This window comes from Paraburkholderia phytofirmans (genome assembly GCF_046028095.1).
Lineage (GTDB): Bacteria > Pseudomonadota > Gammaproteobacteria > Burkholderiales > Burkholderiaceae > Paraburkholderia > Paraburkholderia phytofirmans_A.
The window spans coordinates 383708-400523 of record NZ_JAQQDJ010000005.1; the positions used below are offsets into that span (position 1 = coordinate 383708).

Genomic DNA, 16816 nt, shown 5'->3' on the forward strand with positions numbered 1-16816 from the left:
GTGGTCCGGTTTTCTGTCCGGCTTTTTTGCCGGCTTTTTTTGCTGCCGCTGCGCTCGTGAGCGCCGCGTTTGCATCCGCGTTCGACTCACGGCTTGCGCGACCTTGCATGCGCGGCATCCGTGAAGCACGCGCGGCAGGCATACCGCGCGGCCCGCTCACTCAAACGATCTGTTGCGCGTGCAACCTTGCAATGTGGTCTGCATCATAACCTAGCGATTGCAGGACTTCATCGGTATGTTCACCCAGTTCCGGACCCAGCCAGCGTGTCTCGCCCGGCGTGGCCGAGAGCTTCGGCGTGACCGACGGCAGCGTGATTTCCTTGCCGTCCTGCCACTTGAAACGCTGGATCATCTGGCGCGCCATGAACTGCGGATCGGTGAACATGTCCGCCACGCTGTAGATGCGGCCCACCGGCACGTCGGCGGCATTCAGCACGGCGAGCGCTTCGTCGATGGTACGCGTGGCGAGCCAGGCGGCGATCGCGCCGTCGATTTCCTGGGTGCGCGGCACCCGGCCGTCGTTGTGCGCGAGCGCCGGATCGTTCGCGAGATCCTCGCGCTCGATCGCGATCATCAGGCGCTTGAAGATCGGATCGCTATTGCCGCCGATCACGATGCTGCCGTCGCGGCACGGATACGTGTTGGACGGCACGATACCCGGCAGCGACGCGCCGGTGCGCTCGCGCACCATGCCATACACGCCGTATTCGGGCACCACGCTCTCCATCATGTTGAAGACGGCCTCGTACAGCGCGACGTCGACGACCTGCCCCTTGCCGCCGTTCACCTGCTTGTGATGCAGCGCCATCAGCGCGCCGATCACGCCGTGCAGCGCGGCAATCGAATCGCCGATCGAAATGCCGATGCGCGGCGGCGGCAAATCCGGGTAGCCGGTGATATGACGCAAGCCGCCCATGGATTCGGCGATCGCGCCGAATCCAGGCCGGTCGCGATACGGACCGGTCTGGCCGTAACCGGACAGGCGCACCATCACGAGCCCGGGATTTTCCGCCGACAGCACGTCATAACCGAGCCCGAGTTTCTCCAGCAAACCCGGCCGGAAATTTTCGACGACGATATCCGCTTCTTTCGCGAGGCGCCGCACGATCTCCTTGCCCTCTTCGGCCTTCAGATTGATCGTGACGGATTTCTTGTTGCGCGCCTGCACGGCCCACCAGAGCGACGTGCCGCCGACTTCCGGATAGAGCTTGCGCCACTTGCGCAGCGGGTCGCCGCCCTTGGGATCTTCGATCTTGATGACGTCGGCGCCGAACTCGCCGAGAAAGCGCGCGGCGAACGGGCCGGCGATCAGCGTGCCGAGTTCCAGCACTTTGACTCCGGCGAGCGGGCCGGTTTTATTTTGCGGCGCGGTGCTCGCGCCTGATTCGGGGGTGGCGCTCATGTGTCTCCTTTTGTCGGCGGGAGTTGGCGCTTTAGCGCTTACTCCCGCCCCATGCAAAGCTGTCGACCAGAGTTAGCGCTTTAGCGCTTATGTCGATCCCACGCAGCGCGCCCTGGTCCCATGCAAATCACTTATGTCGATCCTGAGCTAGCGCTTTATCGCCCTCTCCGGACCCACAGCGCGCCTTGGTCTCATGCAAGCAGTTTACTGTTCCGATCCCGACGCGCATCGCCCCGCGTTGTAGTTGTTCCCTTGCGCTACATCGAACGACGGTCGAGCATGGCGCGGGCGATCGTGCCGGCGTCCACGTATTCGAGTTCGCCGCCCACCGGCACGCCACGCGCAAGGCGTGTGACAGCGAGGCCGCGCGCCTTGAGCGTCTGCCCGAGGTAATGCGCGGTCGCCTCGCCTTCGTTGGTGAAATTCGTGGCCAGCACGACTTCCTTGACCACGCCATCCGATGCGCGTTTGACCAGCCGGTCGAAATGAATCTCCTTCGGACCAATGCCGTCGAGCGGACTCAGCCGCCCCATCAGCACGAAGTAGAGTCCGCGATAGGTCATGGTCTGCTCGAGCATGATCTGGTCGGCAGGCGTTTCGACGACGCACAGCAAAGCGGGATCGCGCTCCTCATCGAGGCAGACCTCGCAGATCTGCGCTTCGGTGAAGGTATTGCACTTCTCGCAGTGCTGCAGATGCTCAGTGGCGAACAGCAACGAGCGGCCGAGTTTTTCGGCGCCATCGCGATCGTGCTGCATCAGGTGGTACGCCATGCGTTGCGCGGACTTCGGCCCGACGCCTGGCAGCGCGCGCAGCGCTTCGACGAGCGCCGACAAGGCGGAAGGTTGTTTCATGCGGATCGGCGTCGAAGTGGGTAGTGCCCGGCTATTCGGGTGGCGATGCGGTTGATTCGATCGGTTTCCATCATTCCGGCGACGGCCGGCTCGAGGGCGCACGATGCACGCCTCGGCCGAACCACAGCCAGTTGGGTCAAGCCGGAACACGCGCTCAGTGAGTGCGGCACTGGCGGCACGTGCTGCGTGCGCAACTCACGCGTTCCGTACACGCCGCGGCGACAACTGGCGCGGCGCCTGACCCGCAGCCTTGCGGCGGTGTCGTTCAGAACGGCAGTTTGAAGCCCGGCGGCAGCGGCAGACCCGAAGTCATGCCGCCCATCTTTTCCTGGGCGGTGGCTTCCGCCTTGCGCACGGCGTCGTTGAACGCGGCGGCGACGAGGTCTTCCAGCATGTCCTTGTCGTCAGCGAGCAAGCTCGGGTCGATCGATACGCGGCGCACGTCGTTCTTGCAGGTCATCGTCACCTTCACGAGACCGGCGCCCGACTGCCCCTCGACTTCGATCAGCGCGAGTTGCTCCTGCATCTTCTTCATGTTTTCCTGCATCTGCTGGGCTTGCTTCATCAGCCCGGCGAGTTGGCCTTTCATCATGGACATGCTCCTTCTTGATAGCGTGAAATTCGGAAAACGGGCGCGCTATGGTGTGTCGCGCGGCGAATCAGTGGACCGGCGGCGCGCCGTTCGCGCCGGCGTCCGGAGTAATCGGGCGAATCGAGCCCGGCACGATGCTCGCGCCGAACTCGCGGATCAGCGACTGCACGAACGGATCGGCGCCGATCTCGCGCTCCGCTTCCTGCTGACGCTGCGCGCGCAAGGCGGCGTCGTGCGCGGCGGCCGTGCGGCGCGCCGGACCGACTTCGACCAGCACCTCGACAACCTGACCGAGCCTGTCGGCGAGCGCGGCTTTCAGTTTAGCGACTTGCGAGGCTTCCGCGTACTGCGGCACCGGCACGTTCAGTTTGAGCGTGCTGCCTTCGAGCGCCATCAGTTCGCTGTTGAACGCGAGCTGATACGAAATGCCCTTGAGCGGCAGATCGACGGCCAAGGCCGGCCAGTCACCCTTGAAACCCAGCGGATCGAGCGGCACGGCGGGCGGCAGTGGACGTTGATCGACCACCGGCGCCGGCGTGGACGTTGCAGAGGTATTCACGCGGACGTCATCCGGGCCGCTGTCGAACACAGGCATGTAACCGTCGTCCGGCAGGCCGTAATAGCCTTCGTCCGCGGCCGTCAGCGGCATGTATTCGTCGGGCGGCATGTCGTCCCACGGCGGCGCCGACGCCCCGTTCTGCTCGGCGCCGTTGCGCTGCGCGGGCGCTGAAGATGCCGACGCGCGAGCCGCGGGTGCTGCCGGTGCGGCATCCTGCTGCGGCGCACGGCGCGGTGCGCCCGGCGTCGGCAAGGGCACGACAACGCGCGGCGCGGCCGGTTTCGGCGCAGCGGGCGTAGCGGGCTTCGCGGTCGCTGCCGCAGTCGCGCGGCCACGGTCCGACGATACTTTCAAACCAGCGCTGCGCAAGACGTCGAGCGCGGCGCTTGCGCCACCTGCGCGACGCGGTGCGCTATCGGCAGCGGGCGGCGGTTCCTGCGACTCTTGCGACGGCGCTGCTGCGGCGGCCTGCTCGGTGCGTGCGAGCGCGGCGGCTGCCGGTGCGCTCAACGCGGACGCGGGCGCGGGCGCGGAGTCAGCGAGGGACGCGGGTGCGGGGGCTTCGTTCGCCTCCGACCCATTGGGGACAGCCGTTACGGAAGCTTCGTTCGCGGCCGAGTCGGCGGGCGCGTCATCCCACGGCGCCAAGGCGACGGCTGTTGAGACGGCAGGCGATGCGGATGCTGCGGCAGCATCGTCCACTGGCAGCACCGGCGTTGGATTCACCTCGCGAGCAACCGACGTCGACTCAGTTGTGATTGTCGGCTCCGCACCTGGCGATTGCTCCGTCGCCACGCCTTGGGCGGATTCCGGCGGCGTAGCTTGAATACTCTCAATACTGTTAACAGGGGCCTGCACTTCAATTGCGCTGTTGGCTTGCTGAGCAGGCTGGGCCGATGCGCCAATCGCACCGCCCTTGCCCACCGCGGCAGCTTCGCCTGGCTGTGGTTCACGAACCAGCGCGGCAACATTGCCAGACTGTAGTTCACGAACGGCTGCGGCAGCGTTCATGCTCGCTTCACGCAAACTCCCCGATGCAGGCGCCGCGGCTGCCGTCGCCGGCAAACCCGAAGCGCCCTGTTGCGCGGCCACGACCGGCGCGCCGGCACGTTTCGCTCCGTTCGCCCCCGCCTGGCGAGGCGCACGCGCCGAACCCACGGCGCCACCGCCGCCGCCCGTAGGCGCCGGTTCGAACGCCAGCATGCGCAGCAGCGTCATGGTGAAGCCCGCATATTCGTCCGGCGCAAGACCCAGTTCGCTTCGACCGATCGTCGCGATCTGATAGAACAATTGCACCTGTTCGGCGCTCAGCGCTTCAGCGAAGCGACGCAGGTCGGCCGCCTCGGGCCACTCGTCCAGTACCGACGACGGCGCGAACTGCGCCCACGCGATCCGATGCAGCAAACTCGCCAGATCCTGCAGCGCCGTCGAAAACGACAGGCTGCGCAACGCCATCTCGTCGGCGACCGATAGCACCGCGGCGCCGTCGCCGTCCGCGAGCGCGTCGAGCAGACGAATCAGATAGCTCTGGTCGAGCGCGCCGAGCATGCCGCGCACGGCTTCTTTATTGACCTGATTGGCCGAATAGGCGATCGCCTGATCGGTCAGCGAAAGCGCGTCGCGCATCGAGCCGTCGGCCGCGCGCGCGAGCAGACGCAGCGCCTGGGCGTCGTACGGCACCTTCTCCTCGCCGAGAATATGTTCGAGATGCGAGACAATATGGCCGGCCGGCATCTGCTTCAGATTGAACTGCAGACAGCGCGACAGCACCGTGACCGGAATCTTTTGCGGATCCGTCGTGGCGAGAATGAACTTGACGTGCGAGGGCGGTTCTTCCAGCGTCTTCAGCATGGCGTTGAAGGCGTGGTTGGTGAGCATGTGCACTTCGTCGATCATATAGACCTTGAAGCGCGCATCCACCGGCGCGTAAACTGCGCGCTCCAGCAGCGCCGCCATTTCGTCGACGCCGCGATTACTCGCCGCGTCCATCTCGACATAATCGACGAAGCGCCCTTCGTCGATCTCACGGCACGCGCGGCACACGCCGCACGGCGTGGAGGTCACGCCGGTTTCGCAATTCAGCGCCTTGGCGAAGATGCGCGACAGCGTGGTTTTGCCGACGCCGCGTGTGCCGGTAAACAGATAGGCATGGTGCAGACGGCCGCCGTCGAGCGCGTGCGTGAGCGCGCGCACCACGTGCTCCTGTCCGACGAGCGAAGCGAAATCCTTCGGCCGCCATTTGCGTGCGAGAACTTGATAGGTCATCCGGAAATTGTATCAGTAACGATGCCACGCAAAACCGATTCGCGACGGCGCGCGAACGCATGCTGTCACTTCATTGGAAGTGACTAACGGACCGATAGAAAAAAATAGATGAAGCGCGCGAGAAACGTCAACAGAGATGGCTGCATGCTGCCGCGCTCAGGGTAAAACAGGAGATGGAATGCATTTGCGGAAGAACCCGCGGAGAACAACAAGAACCGACAGAAAGAATCAAAAGAGGAAGGTGACGAGCCCGACCCTCGGCACTGGTGGAAAACGGCTGTGGCTGCTTCGTTCCCGACCTGACCAGGTTGACCATCCCTCCATGCGAGGAGGCCCGTCACGAAACATTCTATCACCGCTTGAGCCGTCGTGCGACTGTTAATACGAGCAAAGCGCCAACGACGCGCCGAATCGCTACTTCCGCACCATATAGACGAACTCGCGGCGAGTCGCGTTGAAGCCACTTGAGTTTGGCCGACAAGCCACCAGATACGTTGCGTCATGGTTTGATGAATCACGGTGGCACTTCGTCGGCAGCCATTGGCCCCACTGCCCTGATGAGTACTATCGGCCCCGGCAACGCATAGCGAATTAAGCTAAACTGCCGTACGGTTGACCCGCAAACGCGAGCCTTCCGCATATTCCGGAACAGGTTTTCATATTTTCCGGCGTGTGTCGGCAAGCCTCCGGTTGCGGCAAAGCGAACGGAAGTTTCCTTAGGTTTTGACGTATCGTGGCGAGCAATTCAGGCGGGCCTCGAACCGATAGAGGTATTCATACAATGAGCGAACAAATCAAGCATATTAGCGACGCATCGTTCGAACAGGACGTCGTGAAATCCGATAAACCCGTGCTGCTCGATTTCTGGGCCGAATGGTGCGGTCCGTGCAAGATGATCGCGCCAATCCTCGACGAAGTCGCGAAGGATTACGCCGATCGCCTGCAAATCGCCAAGATCAACGTCGACGAACATCAATCGACGCCGGTCAAGTTCGGCGTGCGCGGCATCCCCACGCTGATCCTGTTCAAGAACGGCGCTGTCGCCGCACAGAAAGTCGGCGCACTGTCGAAGTCGCAACTCACCGCGTTCCTCGACGGCAACCTGTAAGAGCGGTCGCATCGGCGCACTCCTGGCTTCTAAGGCCTGCGGGCGCGCCTTGTTGAGCGTGTTGTCGGACGACAACACGCTCAACAAGAAAGATGCCATGCCGTCGCACCGGCGGAAATTGGCTTGTGCTATGCTAGAATCCGCAAAACGTCGAAAAGACGTATAAGTCCTTGAGCGGTTCCGCTCACTCTCCTCCCAGATTTCATTTCGTCGCACCTTCTCCTGCGGGTTCTCCGTATGCATTTATCCGAGCTTAAGACTCTGCACGTGTCCGAATTGATCGAGATGGCCAATGGCCTCGAGATCGAAAGTGCGAACCGCCTGCGCAAGCAGGAATTGATGTTCGCCATTCTAAAAAAACGAGCCAAAACGGGCGACACGATCTTCGGCGACGGCACGCTTGAAGTGCTGCCGGACGGCTTCGGCTTCCTGCGTTCGCCGGAAACTTCGTACCTCGCCAGCACGGACGATATTTACATCAGCCCGTCGCAAATTCGCCGCTTCAACCTGCATACGGGCGACACGATCGAAGGCGAAGTGCGTACGCCGAAAGACGGCGAACGTTATTTCGCGCTGGTGAAGGTGGACAAGGTCAACGGCCAGCCGCCGGAAGCCTCGAAGCACAAGATCATGTTCGAAAACCTGACGCCGCTGCACCCGAACAAGGTGCTGTTGCTCGAACGTGAAATGCGTGGCGAGGAAAACGTCACGGGCCGCATCATCGACATGATCGCGCCGATCGGCAAAGGCCAGCGCGGTTTGCTGGTGGCGTCGCCGAAGTCCGGCAAGACCGTGATGCTTCAGCACATCGCCCACGCGATCAAGCAGAACCATCCGGATGTCGTGCTGTTCGTGCTGCTGATCGACGAACGCCCGGAAGAAGTGACCGAAATGCAGCGCTCGGTGGCGGGCGAAGTGATCGCCTCCACGTTCGACGAACCGGCCGCGCGTCACGTTCAAGTCGCCGAAATGGTGATCGAGAAGGCCAAGCGCCTCGTCGAAATGAAGAACGACGTGGTGATTCTGCTCGACTCGATCACGCGTCTCGCGCGGGCGTACAACACGGTCGTGCCGGCTTCGGGCAAGGTGCTGACGGGTGGTGTCGACGCCAACGCGCTGCAACGTCCGAAGCGCTTTTTCGGCGCGGCGCGCAATATCGAGGAAGGCGGTTCGCTGACCATCATCGGCACGGCGCTGATCGAAACCGGCAGCCGCATGGACGACGTGATCTACGAAGAGTTCAAGGGCACCGGCAACATGGAAGTGCACCTGGAGCGCCGTCTTGCTGAAAAGCGCGTCTATCCGTCGATCAACCTGAACAAGTCCGGCACGCGCCGCGAAGAACTGCTGATCAAGCCCGAAGTGCTGCAAAAGATCTGGGTGCTGCGCAAGTTCATTCACGACATGGACGAAGTCGAGTCGATGGAATTCCTGCTCGACAAGATCCGTCAGACGAAGAGCAACTCCGAGTTCTTCGACATGATGCGTCGTGGCGGCGGCAGCTAAGTAGTTGGGCTGATATAGCCGCAGCAACCGCAGCATACGCACCGCATAGAAAAGCCGCTCGTCGCAAACGAGCGGCTTTTTTTCGTCCTTTGATTTGCCACCCGCGCACGGCACACAGACCACGTCCGGCTGCCAACGAGAAGTCGCTCGTCGCTTAAACCCATACGTGAACGTACACGTTGAAGTACAATGCCATCAGTCCGTCATGTCAGCCACACACCTATGCCCAAGGACTCACCCACTCTGCTGACGGTGCGCGACGCCGCCGAACGTCTCGGCGTCACACCGCGCACGCTGAAGTACTACGAGGAACGCGGCCTCGTATCGCCCACGCGCAGCGAAGGCCGCTACCGGCTTTACGACGAGGACGATCTGAAGCGCTTTGGCCGCATCCTGCGTTTGCGCTCGCTCGGTTTCTCGCTGCACAGCGTCACCGAAATGCTCAAGCGTCCGCTGGAACCCGTCGACGGCGGCCACCGCTACTCGACCGAATCGCTGCAGCAGATTCACGACGCCATCGAACAACAGGTCGCAGCACTCGACGCGCGCATCGAAAGCGTGCGCCGCGAACTGAAGGAAGCGCAGAAGCTGCGCGCCGAACTGACCCCCGATCTCGACTACCTGAAGCGGCGCCTCGCCGGCGAGAATGCGGAGGCGTTGCTCGAGCAGCGCCGCAACGCGCGCGCCAAGGCAGGCAACGCGACGCCTTCAAAACAGGCGAAAGAACGGGGCGACCCTATGCCGGACAAACCCACGCCGGGCGAATCCTCATGAGCACCACTTCGCCCCGCGTGTCGTTGTTCAGCGTCGAAAAACTGCGCGGCGATTTTTTCCCATGGGTGCTGGCCGTCGTCACCGGCCTCGATTATTTCGACAATTCGATCTTCTCGTTTTTCACCAGCTATATCGCCGGCGGCATCAACGCGTCGCCCGATGAACTGGTGTGGGCGTCGAGCGCGTATGCGGTCGCGGCAGTGCTGGGCATCCTGCAGCAGCAATGGTGGGTTGAACGCTTCGGCTACCGGCGCTACGTGGCCGGCTGCATGCTGCTCTATGCCGCCGGCGCAGTGGCCGCGGCGCTGTGCGAATCGTCGATCGAACTGGCGTTCGCGCGTGGCTTTCAAGGCTACTTTATCGGCCCGATGATGGGCACCTGCCGCATCCTGATCCAGATGAGTTTCAAGCCGCAGCAGCGGCCCGCGGCCACCCGCGCGTTTCTCATACTGATCGTCCTGAGCAGTGCGCTGGCGCCGCTGATCGGCGGCCAGCTGGTCGGGCATTTCGACTGGCGCGCCCTCTTCGCATGCACGGCGCCCGTGGGCGTGCTGTTCGCCGTGCTGGCCTTGCTCGCGCTGCCTGACTCCGGCAACCGTCTGCCGGACGAACGCGGCTCGGCGCATTTCTGGCCATACATCATCTTCGCGTTCGCACAAGGCGCGCTGCAGATCGTGATGCAGCAGGTGCGCTTCCAGCTGTTCAGCGCGTCGCCCGGACTGATTCTGCTGACCGTCACCGGGATCGTCGCGCTAGGCTGGTTCGCCTATCACCAGTGGCATCATCCCGCGCCGCTCGTGCGCCTGCATGCGTTGCGCGAGAAGGTCTTCCAGGTCGGGCTCGTGCTGTACATGTTCTACTACTACATCTCGACTGTGTTCAGCTATCTGATCTCGCGCTTTCTCGAGAGCGGTCTCGGCTATCCGGTCGAAAACACCGGGCAGCTGGTCGGCGTGACGTCGCTGATTTCGGCGAGCGCCCTGTTCGTTTATTTGCGTTACGCGAAGCTGCTGCCGCGCAAGAAGTGGATCATCGTGCCCGGCTTCGCGGTCGCCGCGTTCGCCGCGGCATTGATGACGCGCATGTCGCCCGGCGTCGGCGAAGCGACGTTGATGCTGCCGTTATTGTTGCGCGGCTTGCTGCTGCTATTCATCGTGCTGCCGGTCGCCAATCTGACATTCAGAATTTTCGCCATCGAAGAATTCACCCACGGCTACCGGCTGAAAAACATCGTGCGGCAACTGACCATGTCGTTCGCGACGGCCTCCGTGATCATCGTCGAGCAACATCGCCAGGCACTGCATGAAACTCGCCTCGCGGAGTTCGTGAATCCGTACAATCCTGTGTTCCAGAACTCGCTCGCCGCGCTGACGAAAGGCTTTGGCGCCGCCGGCCGTTCGCCCACCGAAGCGCACTCGCTGGCGCTCGTGGAAATCAGCCGCACGGTGGCGCAACAAGCCAGCTTTCTGGCCTCGCTGGACGGCTTCTACTTCCTGATCGGCGTGGCGATATGCGGCGGCCTGTTTGCCGCGTGGCAAAAACAGATCGACTAAAGGTTGCTTCAGGCCATGCTCTCGAAACTGACTCAATGGTTCGGCACACGCCGACGCGAGCGCGCGCTACGCGACTACGCGATCGACGATTCGCTCTGGCAAGCCACGCTCGACGGCCTGCCGTTCCTCGCGCACCTCGCTGCGCCGGACCTCGTACGTTTGCGCGAACTGACGAGCCTGTTCCTCGCGCAAAAAGAATTTTCGACCGCACACGAGCTCGAACTGACCGACGCGATGACCGTGGCGATCGCCGCCCAGGCTTGCTTGCCGGTGCTGAACCTGAGCCTCGATCTGTATCGCGGCTGGGTCGGCGTGATCGTCTATCCGGGCGAGTTCGTGATCCGCAAGACGGTCGAGGACCAGGACGGCGTGGTGCACGAAGTCGAACAGGACGCGAGCGGCGAAGCATGGGAAGGCGGGCCGGTGGTGCTGTCGTGGGAAGACGCGCAGATGACGGACGGCACGGACGCCTACAACGTCGTGATTCACGAATTCGCGCACAAGATCGACATGCTGAACGGCGAAGCGGACGGCCACCCGCCGCTCGTGCGCCGCTGGCACGCGCCGCTCGATTCGCAGGCTTGGGCCGACGTGTTCGACCATGCTTACGACCACTTCTGCGCCAAAGTCGACGCGGTGCCGGAGCGTCGCTGGGCACGCTTCGAGCGTGACTCGCTGATCGATCCGTACGCGGCGGATCATCCGTCGGAATTTTTTGCCGTTTGCAGCGAGGCGCTGTTCGTCCAGCCGCAGGCGTTCGAAGCCGAGTATCCGCAGCTTTACCGGCTGCTCGCGCAGTATTACCGGCAGGATCCGGCGCGTGTCGGTGTGACGTTCACGCCCGCCTGATGCGCAACGCCCGCCTGGCAAGGGCTGGCGCCCCGCATGTACCACGGCGGCTGAGCGAGCCGGACAGCCGTGAAAACGGCGCGTGCCGCTAGCAAAAAGCCGCAGCAAAAGTCGTCAAGCGACTGATTTTCTGGCATAATCGCCGTTTTTCGACCATAGGCAAGTGGCTCGCGCCTAGATGCGGTTCGGTTAAATACGGCCGCACGCGGGTTGGCTACCGCCAGATTAAAGGAAAGATCATGAAAGAAGGCATTCACCCGGATTACCGCGAAGTTCTGTTCATCGACGTGTCGAACGACTTCAAGTTCGTAACGCGCTCGACCATCCAGACGCGTGAAACCGCCGAATTCGAAGGCAAGACCTACCCGCTCGCCAAGATCGAAGTGTCGTCGGAATCGCATCCGTTCTACACCGGCCAGCAAAAGATCATGGACACGGCAGGCCGCGTCGAGAAGTTCCGCAACAAGTTCGGCTCGCGCGCTACCGGCAAGGCAGCAGCGAAGTAATACCTGGCTCGTCGCCGGCTCTGGCCGGCAGCGAAGCAGGAGCAAAAAGGGCAGCGCGAGCTGCCCTTTTTTGTCGCCTGGCTGATCATCCATAGCGCGGGCGGCGGCGAAAAGCGCACGAGCACGGCGCGCCACCCAAACCGTGTTACAGCTTTCCCAACCAAGTTGCGAGCCGTTACCGGCCGTGACGCGCATCGCACGGCACGACTACAATGCCGGATGCTCCAAATTGGCCATTCGAGCCGGACATGCCGTCCGGTCCCGGCTGCCCCGCTTATCCGATATCCACACACCGCATGAGACCTGCCGTTCGCCTCACTGCCTCAGCGACCAGTGCGTTGCCGCGCTGGCTGCTGCTGACTATCTGTATCGTCTACGCATCGTTCGGACTATTCGGCCGCGATCCGTGGAAGAACGAGGATGCAGCCGGCTTCGGCGTCATGTGGACCATGGCGAACGGCGGCGCGCACGACTGGCTGCTGCCGAATCTGGTCGGCAAATACCTCACCGAAGACGGCCCGCTCGGCTACTGGTTCGGCGCGAGCGCGATCCGCCTGCTCGCGCCGTGGGTCGACGCGAGCAACGCCTCACGCGTCTTCACGGGCCTGATGTTCTGCGCGGGCTGCGCGTTCGTCTGGTATGCGGCTTACCTGCTCGGCCGGCGCGCCGAAGTCCAGCCGTTCAAATACGCATTCGGCGGCGAGCCGGAACCGCGCGACTACGGCCGCACACTCGCCGACGGCGCGCTGCTGATCCTGCTCGCCTGCTTCGGCCTCGCCGAGCGCGGCCACGAAACCACGCCGCAACTCGCGCAGTTCTTCGGCATCGCGATGCTCGTCTACGGGCTCGTGCGGATGATCGACAAGCCGATTCAGGGCGCGTTGATCTGGGGTCTCGCCATCGCCCTCGTCATGCTGGCCAGCAGCCCGGTGCTGGTCGGCGCGCTGCTGCTCGGCACGCTGGCGATGACCCTGATCGTGCGCGAAACGCGCTCGCGCTGGCTGCTGCTGGCGGGTCTGCCGGTGGCGCTCGTGTTGTCCGTGGCGTGGCCGATCGCCGCGCTCGCCGCCTTCCCCGACGACGCCGTCTGGTACCTCAATCAATGGGTGCACGTCAGCTTGAGTTCGTTCGCCGGGCCGCCCGGCTCGGTCGCCGGCTATGCGCTGAAAAACCTGCCGCTTTTCACGTGGCCGGCGTGGCCGTTGGCACTCTGGGCGTGGTTCAGCTGGTCGGGGCTGCGGCGCGCGCCGCACGTGGCGATTCCACTTTCGGTGATCGGACCGCTGTTCGTGCTGGTCGTGCTGCAGAGCCATCAGTCGAACCGGCTTTACATGCTGCTGCTGCCGCCGCTCGCCGTGCTGGCCGCGTTCGCGCTGCCCACGCTCAAGCGCGGCGCGATCAACGCAATCGACTGGTTCGCGCTCCTGAGCTTCACGATTCTTGGCAGCTTCGTCTGGCTGGTCTATATCGCGGGGTTGACCGGTTTCCCGCATCCGCTCGCGCGCAACCTCGCGCGTCTCGCGCCGGGTTTCGCGCCGCAGTTCAAGATCCTGTCGTTCGTGTGCGCGGTCGCCGTGACGGTCTGCTGGTTCGTGCTGGTGCGGTGGCGGCTCGCGCGCCATCCGAAAGTGCTTTGGCGCAGCGTGGTGCTCTCGAGCGCCGGCACGACCTTGATGTGGGTACTACTCATGACGCTGTGGCTGCCGGTCGTCAACTACAGCCGGACCTATAAGGATGTCGCCGAACAGATCGCCGCCCATCTGCCGGACGACTACACCTGCATCTCGCCGGTGCGCCTCGGCAATGCGCAGATCGCGACCTTCGCCTATTTCGGCGACATGCACTTCTCCTTCGACCAGGACTGCGACGTGATCCTGCGGCAGGATACGCAGGACTACGGCGAACCGAGCGCGATGTCCGACTTCGTCTGGAAGCTGGTGTGGGAAGGCCGCCGCGTGGCCGACCGCGACGAACGCTTCCGTCTGTACGTGCGCATCGACCGTCCGAAGCCGCCGGTCGTCAAACGCCGCAACTGGCACAAGAAGTCCAACTGAGCATGTTCGCCGACGTACGGAAAATCGCCGGCCTCGCCTGGCCGGTGCTGATCGGCCAACTGGCGATCATCGCGTTCGGCGTGATCGACACGGCGATGGTCGGCCGCTACTCCGCTGTGGATCTGGCCGCGCTCGGCCTCGGCTCGTCGATCTATATCTCCGTGTATATCGGCCTGACCGGCATCCTGACCGCGCTGCAACCGATTACCGCGCAACTCTACGGCGCGCGGCGCTACGTCGAGATCGGCGAGGAAGTTCGCCAGGCCTTGTGGCTCGCGCTGGCGCTGACGGTGATCGGCTTTCTGATTCTGTTCTTCCCGGGCTCCGTGTTGCAGGTTGCGCGCGTGCCCGAGGCGCTGCACGACCGCACCGTCGCGTACCTGCGGATTCTGGCTTTCGGCTTGCCGGCCGGGCTCGCTTTTCGCGTCTACAGTTCGGTCACCAATGCAGTCGGCAAACCGCGGCTCGTGATGATCCTGCAGATCGGCGCGCTGCTGCTCAAGGTGCCGCTCAATACATGGTTCATCTTCGGCGGATTCGGCGTGCCGGCGCTCGGCGGGCCGGGTTGCGCGCTCGCCAGCACCACGATCAACTGGGCGCTGGCCGCGCTCGGCATGCTGCTGCTGACGCGCGTCGACGTCTTCAGGCCGTTTGCGATCTTCGCGCAGTTCTGCTGGCCGGTCTGGCGGCGCCAGGCGGCGCAACTGCGGCTGGGCATTCCGATGGGCCTGTCGTATCTGATCGAAGTCACCTCCTACACATTCATGGCGCTTTTCATTGCGCGCTTCGGTACGACGACGCTCGCCGGCCACCAGATCGCCGGCAATATCGGCGCGGTGCTGTACATGACGCCGCTGTCGATCGGCATCGCTTCGTCGACGCTGGTCGCGCAGGCGCTCGGCGCGCATCGTCCGGCGGCGGCGCGCACGCTGTCGCGTCACGGCATCATGATGGCGATGGCGATCGCCTGCTGTTACGGCGCGATCGTGCTGGTGCTGCGGCCGTACATCATCGAAGGCTATACGCCGAATGCGCAGGTCGTGACGGCGGCGATGCCGCTGGTGTTGATCGTCGTGTGCTATCACCTGTTCGATGCCTTGCAGATCACCACCGCGTTCGTGCTGCGCGCCTACAAGGTGGCGGTCGTGCCGACCGTGATCTACGCGGTGGCGCTGTGGGGCGTGGGGCTCGGCGGCGGCTATGTGCTCGGCTTCGACGTGACCGGTGGCACGCCCGAATGGCTGACCGGCGCGCGTGGTTTCTGGGTGGCGAATACCGCGAGTCTGGCGATTGCGGGTATTGGCTTGCTGATGTACTGGCGCGTGGTGAGCAAGCGGTATTTGCGTGCCGAGGCGGCGCTTCGGGTGGATTCGGCGGCTTGATGGGGGGTGTGCAGGCGGCAAAAATTCCGGCTTTCGCACTGGTAAGCCGCAGTTTGATCCTGGGTCGGAAAATTGCCGGCTTTGCGCTAGTGAGCCTCGGTTTGATCCTTGGATGGAAAATTGCCGGCTTTGCGCTGGTAAGCCGTAGTTGGTACCCCACCACTGACGCGCTTTCTCAGTGGTTGCTCAAAACAGACCGTTAGTTGCGTTAAAGACTTCAACAAAAAACGGCCGCGCAAAGCAGCCGCTTGCTCTACCCTTGTCGTCGCCGTGCCTCGCGATATCAACTCGCGGTCAGGGGGCGCCCTCCTCCACCACCCGAGCCGCACTCGCCGCTTGCACGTCATTCACCGCCTGATCACGGCGCTCAAAAATCTCGCGCGCGGCAAACAACGCATTCAGCGCCGCCGGAAAGCCCGCGTAGAGCGCCATCTGCATGAACACCTCGACGATCTCCTCGCGCGTGCAGCCGACGTTCAACGCCGCCTCGATATGCACCTTCAACTGCGGCTGCGCGCAACCGAGCGTGGCCAGCGACGCGATCGTGGCAATCTCACGCGCGCGCAGATCGAGCTGCGGCCGGCTGTAAATATCGCCGAAGCCGAATTCGATCAGCAGACGTCCGAAATCCGGCGCGATCGGTGCGAGCGCGGCGATCACCTGTTCGCCGGTCGAGCCGTCGATCTGCTTCAGTTTTTCCCAGCCTCGGGTGTAGCGGTCGTTGTGTGCGTGATCCATGGTGAGTCCTCTTCCGAATGTGAATGCGCGTGGGTTTCGTCGATTTGTCGTGTCGAGTGCTCCGCCGCGGGTGCGCGCCCGGCCGCCTCGTAGTACGCGATCTTGTCGACGATCGCGCCGAGGTTGCTCTGCAACTCCGCGATCCGCGCCAAAACCGCATCCCGATGCGCCACCAGCAAGTCGCGGCGCGCACTCATGGTCGGCTGGCCTTGTGCGCGCAGCGCCGCGAACGCCTGCATGCCGGCGATCGGCATGCCGGTCGCCTTCAGCCGCATCACGAACCGCAGCCAGTCGAGATCGGCCGGCGAATACAGCCGATGCCCCGCCTGCGTGCGGCCGACCTCGCGAATCAGCCCGGCCTGCTCGTAATAGCGCAGCGTATGCGTCGAGACGCCGATCGTTTCAGCGACCTGCCCGATGGTGAGTGCTTTCGAGATATTCGACATGACGGAACTCAGGTTAGGACTTCGAGTGCACTCTAAGTCAAGCGCGTCTTGCTGTCATTTGTCTGCGTTGTCATTTTTTATGGCGCATGGATTTGATCGATAAACTCATAACAGCCTAATAACGAGGCAAAAGGTTTAAATCTTGTCCACACTGATTTACTTGTCATGAATCGATCGGTATAAATCGTCCGCGTCGGCAAATAAGGGCGCGCAATTTGTTCTATGCTT

At 63.1% G+C, this 16816-nt stretch carries 14 protein-coding genes and 1 other RNA gene; 8 read left to right on the forward strand and 7 right to left on the reverse strand.

Translation table 11 applies throughout. The annotated features are described in order from the left end of the window. Nucleotides 1-160: 160 nt before the first annotated feature. The 5 genes from PQR54_RS17525 to ffs form a co-directional block, all read right to left on the reverse strand. Nucleotides 161-1402 (reverse strand): CaiB/BaiF CoA transferase family protein, encoded by a 1242-nt coding sequence (locus tag PQR54_RS17525; protein WP_408247780.1) that lies wholly within the window; start codon nt 1400-1402, stop codon nt 161-163. A gap of 257 nt (nt 1403-1659) precedes the next feature. After that, complete coding sequence (gene recR / locus PQR54_RS17530) at nt 1660-2256, reverse strand: recombination mediator RecR (RefSeq protein ID WP_408247783.1); 597 nt, start codon at nt 2254-2256, stop codon at nt 1660-1662. A gap of 265 nt (nt 2257-2521) precedes the next feature. Then, nucleotides 2522-2848 (reverse strand): YbaB/EbfC family nucleoid-associated protein, encoded by a 327-nt coding sequence (locus tag PQR54_RS17535; RefSeq protein WP_007182071.1) that lies wholly within the window; start codon nt 2846-2848, stop codon nt 2522-2524. A gap of 67 nt (nt 2849-2915) precedes the next feature. Beyond that, a complete protein-coding gene (dnaX, locus tag PQR54_RS17540; RefSeq protein ID WP_408247785.1) occupies nt 2916-5672 on the reverse strand; it encodes a DNA polymerase III subunit gamma/tau in 2757 nt (918 codons plus the stop codon). A 240-nt stretch (nt 5673-5912) separates the two neighbouring features. Then, an RNA gene (gene ffs / locus PQR54_RS17545) (signal recognition particle sRNA small type) lies at nt 5913-6011 on the reverse strand. A gap of 442 nt (nt 6012-6453) precedes the next feature. Here ffs and trxA point away from each other — a divergent pair. The 8 genes from trxA to PQR54_RS17585 all read left to right on the forward strand — a co-directional run bounded on the left by trxA (nt 6454) and on the right by PQR54_RS17585 (nt 15404). Next, the gene (gene trxA / locus PQR54_RS17550; protein ID WP_006048864.1) at nt 6454-6780 is read left to right on the forward strand and encodes a thioredoxin TrxA; all 327 of its coding nucleotides are present in this window, start codon (nt 6454-6456) and stop codon (nt 6778-6780) included. 237 nt (nt 6781-7017) lie between these two features. Next, a complete protein-coding gene (gene rho / locus PQR54_RS17555; RefSeq protein ID WP_006048863.1) occupies nt 7018-8286 on the forward strand; it encodes a transcription termination factor Rho in 1269 nt (422 codons plus the stop codon). Between the two features lie 222 nt (nt 8287-8508). Beyond that, nucleotides 8509-9060 (forward strand): MerR family transcriptional regulator, encoded by a 552-nt coding sequence (locus PQR54_RS17560; RefSeq protein WP_408247787.1) that lies wholly within the window; start codon nt 8509-8511, stop codon nt 9058-9060. Then, nucleotides 9057-10613 (forward strand): MFS transporter, encoded by a 1557-nt coding sequence (locus PQR54_RS17565; protein WP_408247788.1) that lies wholly within the window; start codon nt 9057-9059, stop codon nt 10611-10613. Before PQR54_RS17560 ends, PQR54_RS17565 begins: the two co-directional genes overlap by 4 nt. Nucleotides 10614-10628: 15 nt before the next feature. Then, nucleotides 10629-11462, forward strand: coding sequence for a M90 family metallopeptidase (locus tag PQR54_RS17570; RefSeq protein ID WP_408247790.1), 834 nt, complete (start codon nt 10629-10631; stop codon nt 11460-11462). 239 nt (nt 11463-11701) lie between these two features. Continuing rightward, nucleotides 11702-11968 (forward strand): type B 50S ribosomal protein L31, encoded by a 267-nt coding sequence (locus PQR54_RS17575; protein ID WP_106307683.1) that lies wholly within the window; start codon nt 11702-11704, stop codon nt 11966-11968. Nucleotides 11969-12264: 296 nt separating this feature from the next. Beyond that, on the forward strand, nt 12265-14022 hold the full coding sequence (locus PQR54_RS17580; RefSeq protein WP_408247792.1) for an ArnT family glycosyltransferase: 1758 nt from the start codon (nt 12265-12267) through the stop codon (nt 14020-14022). A 2-nt stretch (nt 14023-14024) separates the two neighbouring features. Next, entirely contained in the window at nt 14025-15404 is a 1380-nt protein-coding gene (locus PQR54_RS17585; RefSeq protein ID WP_408247794.1) for an MATE family efflux transporter, read from the forward strand. Between the two features lie 294 nt (nt 15405-15698). Here PQR54_RS17585 and PQR54_RS17590 read toward each other — a convergent pair whose 3' ends face one another. Further along, nucleotides 15699-16142, reverse strand: coding sequence for a carboxymuconolactone decarboxylase family protein (locus PQR54_RS17590; protein WP_408247797.1), 444 nt, complete (start codon nt 16140-16142; stop codon nt 15699-15701). Next, complete coding sequence (locus PQR54_RS17595) at nt 16094-16588, reverse strand: MerR family transcriptional regulator (RefSeq protein ID WP_408247799.1); 495 nt, start codon at nt 16586-16588, stop codon at nt 16094-16096. The genes PQR54_RS17590 and PQR54_RS17595 overlap by 49 nt, the downstream gene beginning before the upstream one ends. Nucleotides 16589-16816 lie beyond the last annotated feature (228 nt).